The 13,192-nt window shown below is 71.0% G+C and carries 12 protein-coding genes and 2 rRNA genes; 3 read left to right on the forward strand and 11 right to left on the reverse strand.

Features of this window, described 5'->3' with window-relative positions; genetic code table 11:
* Positions 1-119 precede the first annotated feature (119 nt).
* Positions 120-377 carry a hypothetical protein gene (locus tag ABT014_RS06230; RefSeq protein WP_502894858.1) on the forward strand — a complete coding sequence of 86 codons (258 nt, stop codon included), beginning with the start codon at positions 120-122 and terminating at the stop codon, positions 375-377.
* 46 nt (positions 378-423) lie between these two features.
* Here the strand turns inward: ABT014_RS06230 and ABT014_RS06235 are convergent, their stop codons facing one another.
* Positions 424-849, reverse strand: coding sequence for a metal-sensitive transcriptional regulator (locus ABT014_RS06235; protein ID WP_350637458.1), 426 nt, complete (start codon positions 847-849; stop codon positions 424-426).
* A 235-nt stretch (positions 850-1,084) separates the two neighbouring features.
* Between ABT014_RS06235 and ABT014_RS06240 the strand changes: the two genes are divergently transcribed.
* The gene (locus tag ABT014_RS06240; RefSeq protein ID WP_350637459.1) at positions 1,085-1,705 is read left to right on the forward strand and encodes a DUF47 domain-containing protein; all 621 of its coding nucleotides are present in this window, start codon (positions 1,085-1,087) and stop codon (positions 1,703-1,705) included.
* Between the two features lie 5 nt (positions 1,706-1,710).
* Positions 1,711-2,706, forward strand: a complete 996-nt coding sequence (locus ABT014_RS06245) for an inorganic phosphate transporter (RefSeq protein ID WP_350637460.1) — start codon at positions 1,711-1,713, stop codon at positions 2,704-2,706.
* 183 nt (positions 2,707-2,889) lie between these two features.
* Here the strand turns inward: ABT014_RS06245 and pstB are convergent, their stop codons facing one another.
* The 10 genes from pstB to ABT014_RS06295 all read right to left on the reverse strand — a co-directional run.
* Positions 2,890-3,666: a phosphate ABC transporter ATP-binding protein PstB gene (pstB, locus tag ABT014_RS06250; protein ID WP_350637461.1), complete on the reverse strand. Its 777-nt coding sequence runs from the start codon at positions 3,664-3,666 to the stop codon at positions 2,890-2,892.
* A 41-nt stretch (positions 3,667-3,707) separates the two neighbouring features.
* Complete coding sequence (gene pstA / locus ABT014_RS06255) at positions 3,708-4,778, reverse strand: phosphate ABC transporter permease PstA (protein ID WP_350637462.1); 1,071 nt, start codon at positions 4,776-4,778, stop codon at positions 3,708-3,710.
* Positions 4,775-5,758, reverse strand: a complete 984-nt coding sequence (gene pstC / locus ABT014_RS06260; protein ID WP_350637463.1) for a phosphate ABC transporter permease subunit PstC — start codon at positions 5,756-5,758, stop codon at positions 4,775-4,777. The genes pstA and pstC overlap by 4 nt, the downstream gene beginning before the upstream one ends.
* A 159-nt stretch (positions 5,759-5,917) precedes the next feature.
* Complete coding sequence (pstS, locus tag ABT014_RS06265; RefSeq protein ID WP_350637464.1) at positions 5,918-7,051, reverse strand: phosphate ABC transporter substrate-binding protein PstS; 1,134 nt, start codon at positions 7,049-7,051, stop codon at positions 5,918-5,920.
* A gap of 282 nt (positions 7,052-7,333) precedes the next feature.
* Positions 7,334-7,867, reverse strand: coding sequence for an NUDIX hydrolase (locus ABT014_RS06270; protein WP_350637465.1), 534 nt, complete (start codon positions 7,865-7,867; stop codon positions 7,334-7,336).
* Complete coding sequence (locus ABT014_RS06275; RefSeq protein ID WP_350637466.1) at positions 7,868-8,929, reverse strand: CHAD domain-containing protein; 1,062 nt, start codon at positions 8,927-8,929, stop codon at positions 7,868-7,870.
* A gap of 94 nt (positions 8,930-9,023) precedes the next feature.
* The gene (locus ABT014_RS06280) at positions 9,024-11,600 is read right to left on the reverse strand and encodes an RNA degradosome polyphosphate kinase (RefSeq protein WP_350637467.1); all 2,577 of its coding nucleotides are present in this window, start codon (positions 11,598-11,600) and stop codon (positions 9,024-9,026) included.
* A 171-nt stretch (positions 11,601-11,771) separates the two neighbouring features.
* On the reverse strand, positions 11,772-12,746 hold the full coding sequence (mshD, locus tag ABT014_RS06285; RefSeq protein WP_350637468.1) for a mycothiol synthase: 975 nt from the start codon (positions 12,744-12,746) through the stop codon (positions 11,772-11,774).
* A 149-nt stretch (positions 12,747-12,895) separates the two neighbouring features.
* Positions 12,896-13,012: ribosomal RNA gene (gene rrf, locus ABT014_RS06290) — 5S ribosomal RNA — on the reverse strand.
* 87 nt (positions 13,013-13,099) lie between these two features.
* Positions 13,100-13,192: ribosomal RNA gene (locus ABT014_RS06295) — 23S ribosomal RNA — on the reverse strand; the annotation flags it as partial.

Raw genomic sequence — 13,192 nt, forward strand, 5'->3', positions numbered from 1 at the left:
GGGCGGGCCCACCCGTTTCGGCGGCAGAGATGACCCGTCCGTGCCATGTGGCCGGGCGCCGTCCTGCCTACGCTGGACAGCCGGGGCTGCCGTCCGGACCGGCAGGTGGCGCTGAAGGGGTGGTGGTGCAGGTGTCGTCCGCGGAGGGCCGGGCAGGCGGTCACGACAAGACGGCGCTCGACGAGATCGAGCTCACCGGTGAACTGATGATCGCCGCGTCGACCAGCGCGGCGGAGCGGCTGGGTACCGAGCAGATCGACGAGGTGCTGCTCGACCGGCCCGACCAACCCGACCACGTGCCTGACCACGTGCCCGACCGACCGGACCAGGCGCCCGACCAGGTGCCGGATCAGCGGTCCCAGGCGCCCGGCGACTGACCGGCGCCCGGCCGCCCGGTGCCGGCGGGGCCCTACGGGCGGCCGCTCAGGAGCGCAGCAGCCGGGCGATCGCGGCCGTGGCCTCGGCCACCTTGGCGTCCAGCTCGGCCCCGCCCTCCTCGGCCGCGGCGGCCACGCAGTGCCGCAGGTGCTCCTCGAGCAGGGCCAGCGCGAAGGCCTGCAGCGCCTTCGTCCCGGCCGAGACCTGGGTCAGGATGTCGATGCAGTAGACGTCCTCGTCCACCATCCGCTGCAGGCCCCGGACCTGGCCCTCGATCCGGCGCAGCCGCTTGAGGTGCTCGCTCTTGCGGGAGCTGTAGCCGTGCGGGCCGTGCCCGCCCCCGGTCTCCTGCTGCTCGGCCGCTCGCGCCCCGGCCTCCCCGCCACCGGGCTGTTCCCCGCCCGTGGCCTCGGCGGCGGCCGCGTCGCCGTGCGCCGGTACGTCCTCGGTGCGCGTCGGGATCGTGGTCATCCGGCTCGCCTTCCGTCCTCGCTGCTGGCCCCTGCCTGGACCTCCAGTGTCCAACACCCGGGGCCCGGGCGGTGTTCCACCGGACGGACGGGCGCCCGGCGGTCGGTCGTACGGACCCGGAGCAAACCGGCCGAGTTTGGGCCAGACTGAGGGGTCACGTCAACCCCCGTTTGCACAGTTCCGACGGCTTGCGCCTAGCATCGTTCAGTCCCGCCCCCGCACATCGGAGATATCCGTGCGTTTTAGCCTGACCCCGAAGGAGACGAGCTTCTACGACATGTTCGCCGCTGCCGCGGAGAACCTCGTCGTCGGATCGAAGCTCCTGCTGGAACTGTTGGGAGCAGACGTGTCGGCCCGCGCGGACATCGTCGAGCGCATGCGCGCCGCCGAGCACGCCGGTGACGACACCACCCACGCGGTGTTCCACCAGCTGAACTCCTCCTTCATCACGCCCTTCGACCGTGAGGACATCTACAGCCTGGCGTCGTCGCTGGACGACATCATGGACTTCATGGAGGAGGCGGTCGACCTGGTCGTGCTGTACGACATCGAGACCCTCCCCAAGGGCGTCGAGCAGCAGATCGAGGTGCTGGCGCGGGCGGCCGAGCTGACCGCGGAGGCGATGCCGCACCTGCGCTCGATGGAGAACCTCACCGAGTACTGGATCGAGGTCAACCGGCTGGAGAACCAGGCGGACCAGATCCACCGCAAGCTGCTCGCCCACCTCTTCAGCGGACAGTACGACGCGATCGAGGTGCTCAAGCTGAAGCAGGTGGTGGACGTCCTCGAGGAGGCCGCCGACGCCTTCGAGCACGTCGCCAACACGGTGGAGACCATCGCGGTCAAGGAGTCCTGACCGGCGTGGACACCGCAGCACTCATCGCCGTCCTCGGCGTTGCCTTCTTCTTCACGTACACCAACGGCTTCCACGACTCCGCCAACGCGATCGCGACCTCGGTCTCCACCCGGGCGCTGACCCCCCGGGTCGCGCTGGCCATGGCCGCGCTGATGAACCTGGCCGGCGCCTTCCTCGGCAGCGGGGTCGCCAAGACGGTCTCCGAGGGGATCATCGCGACCCCGACCGGCCGCCAGGGCATGGTCATCCTGTTCTCCGCGCTGTTCGGCGCGATCGCCTGGAACCTGGTCACCTGGTACTACGGCCTGCCGTCCTCCTCCTCGCACGCGCTGTTCGGCGGGATGGTCGGCGCGGCCCTGGCCGGCGGCACCGAGGTGATCTGGTCCGGCGTGGTGGACAAGATCATCATTCCGATGTTCGTCTCCCCGGTGGTCGGCCTGATCTTCGGCTTCCTGGTGATGCTGGCGATCCTGTGGATCTTCCGGCGGGCCAACCCGCACCGGGCCAAGCGCAACTTCCGGGTCGCGCAGACCGCCTCGGCCGCCGCCATGGCGCTGGCCCACGGTCTGCAGGACGCCCAGAAGACCATGGGTGTGGTGGTGATGGCGCTGACCATCTCCGGCCACCAGAGCGGGAGCGACATCCCGATCTGGGTCAAGATCTCCTGTGCGACGGCGCTCTCGCTGGGCACCTACGCGGGCGGCTGGCGGATCATGCGGACGCTCGGCCGCAAGATCATCGAGCTGGACCCGCCGCAGGGGTTCGCGGCCGAGGCCACCGCCTCGACGATCATGTACATCACCTCGTTCGTCTTCAAGGCGCCGATCTCCACCACGCACGTGATCACCTCGGCGATCATGGGCGTGGGCGCCACCAAGCGGATCCGCGCGGTGCGCTGGGGCGTGGCCAAGAACATCGTGCTGGGCTGGTTCATCACCATGCCGGCCGCCGCGCTGGTGGCCGCGGCGATCTACTGGGTCATCGACCTGGTCCTCGGCTGACGGCACCGGCGGTGCGGACCGGCAGGCCCGGTCCGCACCGCCCGGCACTGCGCTGCACCGCGGCGGGACACGCGGAAGGGCCCGCCCCCATCTCTCGGGGGCGGGCCCTTCACTTCATACTCCGCGGTGGCACCGCCATGCAGCACCGCGGAGCAGCCTGTGCGCTCGCGGCAGCGGGTCGGTCTAGCCGAAGCGGCCGGAGATGTAGTCCTCGGTGGCCTGGACCGAGGGGTTGGAGAAGATCCGCTGGGTGTCGTCCAGCTCGATCAGCTTCCCGGGCTGGCCGACGCCGGCCAGGTTGAAGAAGGCCGTCCGGTCGCTGACGCGGGCCGCCTGCTGCATGTTGTGGGTCACGATCACGATCGTGAACTGCTCCTTGAGCTCACCGATCAGGTCCTCGATCGCCAGCGTGGAGATCGGGTCGAGGGCCGAGCAGGGCTCGTCCATCAGCAGCACCTGGGGCTCGACCGCGATGGCACGGGCGATGCACAGCCGCTGCTGCTGACCACCGGAGAGGCCGGCGCCGGGCTTGTTCAGCCGGTCCTTGACCTCGTTCCACAGGTTGGCGCCCTTGAGCGACTTCTCCACCACGCCGTCCAGCACGGACTTCTTCTTGACGCCCGCCAGCTTCAGACCGGCCACCACGTTGTCGTAGATGGACATGGTCGGGAACGGGTTGGGCCGCTGGAACACCATGCCGACCGAGCGCCGGACGGCGACCGGGTCGACGTTGGAGCCGTACAGGTTCTCGTCGTCGAGCAGCACCTTGCCCTCGACCCGGGCGCCGGGGATGACCTCGTGCATCCGGTTGAGGGTCCGCAGGAAGGTCGACTTGCCGCAGCCGGACGGGCCGATGAAGGCCGTCACCGAGCGGGGCTCGACGGTCATCGAGATGTCCTCGATGGCCTTGGTACCGCCGTAGAACGCGGACAGTCCGCTGACGTCGATGCGCTTCGCCATGATCTTTCGTCTTCTCTCGTCTTCTTGAACGTCAGTCGGTGTCAGTGTCCGGCCTTGGGCGAGCGCCAGCGTGCGATGCCCCGCGCGAGGAGGTTGAGCCCCATCACGAAGGCGATCAGCACCAGCGCGGCACCCCAGGCGCGGGCGTAGCCGTACTCGTTGTTGACCACGGTGTACTGCTGCCAGATGTACAGCGGCAGTGACTGCTGCGGGTCCTTGAACGGGTCGTTGTTGATGACGTCGCTACCGAACACCAGCATCAGCACCGGTGCCGTCTCACCCGTGATACGGGCGACGGCCAGCATCACACCGGTGGTGATACCGCCGATGGCAGTCGGGATCACGATCCGGACGATGGTCTTCCACTTCGGCACACCGAGTGCGTACGAGGCCTCGCGCAGCTCGTTCGGGACGAGCTTGAGCATCTCCTCGGCGGAGCGGACGACGACGGGGATCATCAGGATCGCGAGGGCGAGGCTGCCGGAGAAGCCGGAGTAGCCCTGCTTGAGCATGGTCCAGAGCGAGAAGACGAACAGACCGGCGACGATGGACGGGACACCCGTCATCACGTCGACGAAGAAGGTGACCGCCTGGGAGAGCCGGCCACGGCCGTACTCCACCAGGTAGACGGCGGTCAGCAGACCGATCGGGGCGGCCATCAGGGTGGCCAGGGCGACCTGCTCCAGGGTGCCGATGATGGCGTGGTAGATACCGCCGCCGGGGCTGGTGGAGGCCACCACGCCCTTCATCGAGTGGGACAGGAAGTCGCCGTTGACGGCGCCGATGCCCTGCTGGACGGTGTAGAAGGTCAGCGCGCCGAGCGGCACGACCGCCAGGATGAAGGCGACCCAGATCACCGAGGTGGCGAACCGGTCCTTGGCCTGGCGGCGGCCCTCGACCTTGACGGCGAGGCCGTAGCTGATGACGAGGAACAGGATGGCCGCGATAAGGCCCCACTGGATGTGGCTGGCGAGACCGGCGCCGGCGCCGATGGCGCAGCCGAGGGCGATCGAGAGCACCGCCACGCCGATCGGCGCCCACCGGGGGAGCCGGCCGCTGGTCAGGTCGCCGCGCAGCAGCGGGACCGTCGGTGCAGTGGTCGTGGTGCTCATGCGTTGGCCCCCGAGTACTCCTTGCGGCGCGCGATGATCATCCGGGCGGCGCCGTTCACCAGCAGGGTGATCACGAACAGGACGAGGCCGGAGGCCATCAGGGCGTCACGCCCGAAGGGCTGGGCCTCGTTGAACTTCAGGGCGATGTTCTGCGCGAAGGTGCCGCCGCCCGGGTCCAGCAGGTGCAGCGACAGGGTCGGGCTGCTGGAGAGGACGATGGCGACCGCGATGGTCTCGCCGAGCGCGCGGCCGAGGCCGAGCATCGACGCGGAGATGATGCCCGGGCGGCCGAACGGCAGCACCGCGGTGCGGATCATCTCCCAGCGGGTGGCACCGAGGGCGAGGGCCGCCTCCTCGTGCATCCGCGGGACCTGGCGGAAGACCTCGCGGGTGACCGCGGTGATGATCGGCAGAACCATGATCGCCAGCAGGATGCCGACGGTGAACAGGTTGCGCGCGGGGGCGCCGTTCTTGGTCTGGTCGAAGAGGTACGTCCAGCCCAGGTACTGGTTCAGCCAGCTGGTCAGGCCCTCCATGTGGGGGACCAGGAAGAGCACGCCCCACAGGCCGTACACGATGCTGGGGACGGCGGCCAGCAGGTCCACCAGGTAGGCGAACGGCTGGGCGATGCGGCGCGGCGCGTAGTGCGAGATGAAGAGCGCGATGCCCACCGCGACCGGGACCGCGATCAGCATCGCGATGAACGCGCTGACCAGGGTGCCGAAGGTCAGGACGGCGATGCCGAAGACCGGCTTCACCCCGTCCGGGGCCCACTCGAAGGTGGTGAAGAAGTTGCCGTCGTTCTTGCCCAGGGCAAGAGCGGAGCGGTAGGCCAGGAACCCTGCGATGGCGGCCATGATGACCAGCAGCAGGATGCCCGAACCGCGGGACAGGTTGAAGAAAACCTTGTCGCCGAAGCGGCTGTCTCGCCTGCTCCGGCCGGCCCTGCCCGTGGTGTCGGCAGGGGCTGATGAAGTCATGATCTTTTACTCCGGTCTGGCGGCGCTGCCCCGAGAGGGACGGCACCAATGGCGGCGGTGCCCCGGACTTGTGTGTCGGTGGTGCAGGTACCCGGTACCCGGTGGGGCGGCCCCGCCCCCTCCTACGAGGGCCGCCCCACCGGTGGTACCGGGATCGGATCAGGCCAGGGTCGGGATGACGGCCTGGACCTTGGCGGACAGCTCCTTCGGCAGCGGCACGTAACCGGCCTGGCCGATGGCCTGCTGGCCGTTGTCGCTGATGGTGTAGGTCAGGAAGGACTTCAGCAGGTCGAGGGTGTCGGCCTTGTTGCCCTTGTCGCAGACGATCTCGTAGGTGACCAGGACGATCGGGTAGGCACCCTCGTCCTTGGTCGCGTAGTCGAGGGTCAGCGGCAGGTCGCTGCCGGTGCCCGCGATCTGGGCCTTCGCGAAGGTGGTGGCGCCGTTGGCGGCGGTGGCCTCGACCGGCTTGCTGGCGCCGGTGTTGATGGCGGCGCTGTTCAGCTTGTTGGTCTGGGCGAAGGAGAGCTCGACGTAGCTGATCGAGTTCTTGACCTGCTTGACCTGGGCCGAGACGCCGGCGCTGCCGCTGGCGGACTGGCCGCCCTGGGCCGCCCAGGTCTTGGCGGCCGGGTACTTCCAGTTGCCGCCGCCGGCCTTGGCCAGGTACTTGGTCAGGTTCTCGGTGGTGCCCGAGTCGTCCGAGCGGTGGATCGCCTGGATGTCGGCGGCCGGCAGGGTCACGCCCGGGTTCAGCGCGACGATGGCCGGGTCGTTCCACTTGGTGATCTGCGAGTCGAAGATCTTCGCGAGGGTCGGGCCGTCCAGGACGAGCTTGTCGACACCCTCGACGTTGAAGACGACCGAGATCAGGCCGCCGACCATCGGCAGGTTGACACCCTGGCCACCGGTGCAGACCGCCTTGGAGGCGTCGACCTCGGCCGGCTTCAGGGCCGAGTCGGAGCCCGCGAAGGCGACCTTGCCCTGGTTGAACTGGGTGATGCCGGCGCCGGAGCCGCCGCCACCGTAGGTGATGGTCGTGCCGGAGCACGCGGAGCCGTAGGCGGCCTTCCACACGTCGACGGCGTTGCCCTGCGCGGTGGAGCCGGCGCCGAGCAGCTGGCCGCCCTTGGCGCAGGCGATCGCGGCGGCGGAGGTGGCCGCGCCGGAGGAGGAGCCGCCGGTGGGCGCGGTGTTGTCGTCGGTACCGCACGCGGCGAGCGACAGCGAGCTGACGAGCGCCATGGCACCGATCGCGAGGGCCTTGGTGCGGCCGTTCCGCTGGAGCTTCACAGGGTGTCCCTTTCTGAGGCATCGCCCGCGTCCGGCCGACCCGTCAGGGGAAGGCGCACAGGCTTTGCTGTGGTCCGGGGCCTGTTCGGCCCTCCGGTAGTCCCGAAGTTAGGCCGGGCAGGTGACGCATCAGGCGGTCGCAAGTGAACGAGAAGTGAACCTCGGAGGGATGGCAGGAAACTGCGGCCGGTAGTAACGGTTGCGTCACGGGAAGAACGCAGCGAGATCACCGTTACCGGCAAGTAGGAAGCCGGGACCGCGGAACCGCTCCCCGGCCCGCGCTCACAGCCTCCGGACGGCCTTCCCCAGACACTCCAGCAACGCGTCCACCAGCGCCCGGTCCCGCGCGTGCGTCAACCGCTCCCGCGCCTTGCGCGGCGGCAGCCACTCCAACCGGTCCACCTCACGGTTGGGGGCGAACACCCCGCCGGTCGGCACCGCCGCCCAGTACCGGACCTCCTTCGGCCGGCCGCTCGCCCGGTAGTGCTGCGCCGGCAGCTCCGCCCCCAGCGCGCAGTCGTACCCGGTCTCCTCGCGCACCTCGCGCAGCACCGCCGCCCGCCAGCCCTCACCGGGCTCCAGCTTGCCCTTCGGCAGGCTCCAGTCGTCGTACTTCGGCCGGTGCACCAGCGCGATCCGCGGCTTCTTGCGCCGGCGGCCGTCCTTCGCCACCGGACCCGGCACCCACAGCACCGCGCCCGCGGCCAGGATCGTCGACCCCGCCGGACCACGCCGCCGGGGCGTGCCGGCACCGGCCCGCGGGTCGTAGCGGTACGAGGGGGCCGCGCTGCGCGCGGGGGTCAGACGATCGCCCATTCATGCCATCCGTGGTGCGGGAACACCCTCCCAGCCGGTCAGGCCCGGCGAGAGGTTCGGCCACCGGTGGCCGAAGGCGTACCGGGCCGCCTCCACCTCCAGTCGTTGATCAGCATGCACCACACCGAGCACGTAGGCCGTCGCCGGGGTGATCCGCGGCGTGCGCGCCGCCGTCGAGACCGTCACCGCGGCGTCCGCCGCCTCCTGGTGACGGTCCAGCACCCCGTCCAGCTCGTCCAGCGTCGCCACCGGCCGTCCGCACACCTCCAGCGCGTACCTGGCCCGCTTCACCAGGATCCGCACCCGGTGCCACGGCTCGTCGTCGGCCGCCATCGCCGCGTCCGCGTCCAGCACCGGACCGCGCGCCTGCGGCACCGCGGCCAGCCGGTGCAGGCCGTCCCCGCCGTACGGGGTGGCCGCCCGGCTCAGCGGCAGCAGCTCCACGTCCGCCACCAGCGCGGACAGCGCCCCCGACGCCTGCACCGGCAGCTCCACCGCCGGCCGGACGGCCGCCGGACCGGCCAGCGGGACGTCCCCCACCAGCAGCGTCATCCGGTCCGCCAACGCGTGCAGCCGGGCCGAGCGCAACTCCTGCAGCACCGCCGTGTGCGCCCTGGTCCTGGCCAACGTCAGCTGCCGCTCCAGCAGCGCCCGCGCCTTCGGCGCCCCCGCGTGCCCGGCCAGCATCCCCGGCCCGTCGCCGGAGGTCCCGCCCAGCGAGTCCACCGCCGCCAGCAACCGCACCGACCTGCGCTGGAACGCGGGCTCCTGGCCGAGCAGGTTCAGCAGCCAGCGCAGCTCCGTCCTGGCCTCCTGCGCCCAGCCCGGCTCGAAGGCGGCACCGAAGGTGTGCAGCACCCCGCCGATCCGGCGGACCGCCCGCAGCAGGTCGTCCGCCGCCGCGGCCGAGGCCGGCAGCGCGCCGGGTCTCGAACCGGCCTCCCCCACCGTGGCCGGCAGGGCGCGCAGGAACACGCCCGCCTGCCCGGTGAGGTAGCCGGCAAGGACCTCCCCGACGGTCGCCGCGGCGTACGCGGTGGCCGTGGTCGGCGCTTCGGTCATGGCACTGCTCTCCCCGATGTGGTCCCGGGCCCACGCCGTGGCGGCGGGCCCGGGGCTGGTGTCCGGCGTATCCGCCGACCCGGCCGAGGCCGGATCAGCGCGAACCCGCCGAACTGCGATGGCGGCGGCGCGATTCGATCAGCAGGTCCTGGACGTGCCGCAGCGGCCGTCCGTCCGCGTCCTGCGAGTGCCTGGCCCAGCTGCCGTCCGCGCCCAGGTGCCAGGACTGCGTCTCGTCCGACATCCCCAGGTCCAGCAGACCGGACAGCTCCGCGCGGTGCGCCGGATCGGCCACCCGGACCAGCGCCTCGATCCGGCGGTCCAGGTTGCGGTGCATCATGTCGGCGCTGCCGAACCACACCTCCTGGTCACCCCCGTTGCCGAAGACGAACACCCGCGAGTGCTCCAGGAACCGTCCCAGGATGCTGCGCACCCGGACGTTCTCGCTCAACCCCGGCACGCCCGGCCGGATCGCGCAGATACCGCGCACCCAGACGTCCACCGGCACACCGGCCTGCGAGGCCCGGTACAGCGCGTCGATCAGCTGCTCGTCGACGATCGAGTTGACCTTGAGCTTCACGTACGCCGCGCGCCCGGCCCGGTGGTGCGTGATCTCCGCGTTGATCCGCGAGACCAGCCCGTCCCGCAGCCCGCGCGGCGCGGTCAGCAGCCGGCGGTAGGACTCGCGGCGCGAGTACCCGGACAGCCGGTTGAACAGGTCGGAGAGGTCGGCGCCGACCTGCTGGTCGGCGGTCAGCAGCCCCAGGTCCTCGTAGAGCCGGGCGGTCTTGGGGTGGTAGTTGCCGGTGCCGACGTGCGAGTACCGGCGGAGCGTGTCGCCCTCCTGGCGGACCACCAGCGACAGTTTGCAGTGGGTCTTGAGGCCGATCAGCCCGTAGACCACGTGGCAGCCGGCCTCCTCCAGCTTGCGGGCCCACTTGATGTTGGCCTGCTCGTCGAAGCGCGCCTTGATCTCGACCAGCACCAGCACCTGCTTGCCGGACTCCGCCGCGTCGGTCAGCGCGTCGACGATCGGCGAGTCACCGGAGGTCCGGTACAGCGTCTGCTTGATCGCCAGCACGTGCGGGTCGGCCGCGGCCTGCTCCAGGAAGGCCTGCACCGAGGTGGAGAAGCTGTCGTACGGGTGGTGCAGCAGCACGTCCCGCTCGCGCATCGCCGCGAAGATGTCCGGCTGCGAGGCCGACTCCACGTCGGTTAGACCACGGGCGGTGCCCGCCACGAACTTCGGGTACTTCAGCTCCGGCCGGTCCAGGTCCGCGATGCCGAACAGGCCCGTCAGGTCCAGCGGACCGGGCAGCGGGAAGACCTCCGCCTCGGTGATGTTCAGCTCCCGGATCAGCAGGTCCAGGATGTACGGGTCGATCGACTCCTCGACCTCCAGGCGCACCGGCGGCCCGAACCGGCGCCGCATCAGCTCCTTCTCCAGCGCCTTGAGGATGTTCTCGGTGTCGTCCTCCTCCACCTCGAGGTCCTCGTTGCGGGTGACCCTGAACGCGTGGTGGGCGAGCACCTCCATCCCCGGGAACAGCTCCTCCAGGTGCGCCCCCATGACGTCCTCCAGCGGGACGTACCGCTGCGGGGAGGCCTCCAGGAAGCGCGGCAGCGACTGCGGCACCTTCACCCGGGCGAAGTGCTTGTGCCCGGAGACCGGGTTGCGCACCACCACGGCCAGGTTCAGGCTCAGGCCCGATATGTACGGGAACGGGTGCGCCGGGTCCACCGCCAGCGGGGTGAGCACCGGGAAGACCTGCTGCCGGAACAGCGTGTGCAGCCGGGACTGGTCCTTGTCGGCCAGCTCCGACCAGCGGACCAGCTCGATGCCCTCGCCCGCCAGGTCCGGCAGCACCTCCTGCTGGAAGGTGGCCGCGTGCCGCGCCATGAGTTCGCGCGAGCGCCGCCAGATCAGGTCCAGCACCTCGCGCGGCTGCAGACCGGAGGCCGACCGCTGGGCCACACCGGTGGCGATCCGGCGCTTCAGCCCGGCCACCCGGACCATGAAGAACTCGTCCAGGTTGGACGCGAAGATCGCCAGGAACTTGGCCCGCTCCAGCAGCGGGATGTTCGGGTCCTCCGCCAGCTCCAGCACCCGCTCGTTGAACGCCAGCCAGCTGCGCTCGCGGTCCAGGAAGCGGCCTTCCGGCAGCTCCTCGGGCCCGTGCGCGGCGGCCTTCGCGGCGGCGGCGTTCGCCCGCTGCTCGGCGACCTCGGCCGCCAGCCCGCGGGTCAGCACCGAGGAGGCGGCCGGGGCGGCGGCCTGCTCGACCACCGGCTCGGCCGGGGCCGGGGCGGGCTTGGCGGCGGTGCCGGTCCGCTTGCTGGTCACCGTCCGCTTGGCCGGCGCGGCCGCCGTCCGCTTGCCCGTGGCCCGCTTGGCCGGCGCCGCCTTCTTCGCCGCCTGGGCGCGCTTGACCGTACGGGCCGGGGCCACCGGGGCACCCGCCTGGTCCGGTCCGGCGGTCGCCGCGGCGGCGGGGGAGGCGCCGTCGGTCACCGGGGAAGCCGGGACCGCACCGGTGCCCGAACCCGTGCCGGAGCCCTGGGCACGGGCCGAGGGCGGCAACGAGGCGGGGACAGGCCGAGGGATGCTCATGGTTTCCAGCTCCTCCTGCAGGGCGAAGTCCTGGCCGTGCGGCGCGCCGATGGCGTCCACGCGGCCCCCGTCCAGCCGCACCGGCGTCCACCCGACCGCGGCGGCCGGCGGATTACCCGCCGATCGGGGAGCGGTACGTGGACGAGGCACTTCGGGCGTCATCCTGTGATCTTCGCGGTGTCAATTGAATCCACGGTAAACACCGCATGGCCGGGAGGAAAGCTGAGTCGGTCACCCCTGTACCTCCCTCCGGAGATGCTGGCCGGTCCCGATCGCCGCCGCCCGCACGCGGTACATCAGGTCCACCTCGTGCACCGTGAACCCCAACCTCTCGTATACCCGCAGCGCGGCCGGATTGTCAGCGTCGACGTACAGCAGCACCGCGGGCACCTTGCGCACCTGCAGCAGGTACCGCAGTCCGGCGGCCGTCAGGGCACGGCCGAGCCCGCTGCCCTGCTCGCTCGGGGCCACCCCGACGACGTACACCTCGCCGAGGCCGTCCGGGTGGACCTTCGTCCAGTGGAAGCCCACCGGCTCGCCGTCCCGGGTCGCCAGGAAGAACCCGGCCTGGTCGAACCACGGCTCCGCCACCCGGTCGGCCAGGTCGGCGGCGGTCCAGGCGCCCTGCTCGGGGTGGTGGGCGAAGGCCAGCGCGTTCAGCCGCAGCCAGGCCTCGTCGTCCTCGCCCGGCCGGAAGGTCCGCAGCCCGATCCCGGCCGGCAGCGGGACCTCCTCGGGCACCTCGCCGGTCCGCCGCAGCTGGCGGAGCTCGCGCACCAGCTCCGCCCCGTACACCTCGGCGAGCCGGCCGGCGGCCGGGTGGCCGCCGTGCGCCCAGAAGTCCACCGAGGCACCCGGGCCCGCGGTCGCCAGCACCTGGTCCACCAGCCGGTGGCCGAGCCCCCGGCCGCGCAGCGCCGGCACCACTGCCAGCTCGGCGGCCGCCGCGTCCTCGCCCGTGGTCTCCAGCTGGCCGTAACCCGCGGCGTCGCCGGCGTACGTCTGGACCAGGTGGCGCACGCCCGGGCGGGGGCTGTCGGCCCTGATCCGGAGCCGGCCGGCCTCCGACACGGCCTCCCGGCCGTCCTCCCTGGCGGCGGCCGTGAGCACGGCCCGGGCCACGTCGAGCTGTTCCGGGGTGAGCGAGTCCGTCGCCAGGATCCGGCCCTGGTCGTCTGCGAGTGAGCTGTTCTCAGCGGTCTCCATGCGGTGACCTTACGCCGCATCAGATCGCGCCCGGCGAGCGGCCGGGCGGGTTGCGGTCGGGCTCCTGGACGCGCGCTTCGCCGCTCGGAATGTGTCCGGGAATGCGAAAAGCCCCTCCGGGTGACCCGGAGGGGCTTCTCTGAAAGATTGTTCGGCGGCGTCCTACTCTCCCACAGGGTCCCCCCTGCAGTACCATCGGCGCTATGAGGCTTAGCTTCCGGGTTCGGAATGTAACCGGGCGTTTCCCTCACGCTATGACCACCGAAACACTATGAAACTGTCAACCGCACCAGCCCTGTGACCAGACAGGCTGGGGTCGTTGTTTCAGAACAACACAGTGGACGCGAGCAACTGAGGACAAGCCCTCGGCCTATTAGTACCGGTCAACTCCACCCCTCACAGGGCTTCCATATCCGGCCTATCAACCCAGTCGTCTACTGGGAGCC

This window comes from Kitasatospora sp. NPDC094015 (assembly GCF_040304075.1).
In the GTDB taxonomy this organism is placed as follows: domain Bacteria; phylum Actinomycetota; class Actinomycetes; order Streptomycetales; family Streptomycetaceae; genus Kitasatospora.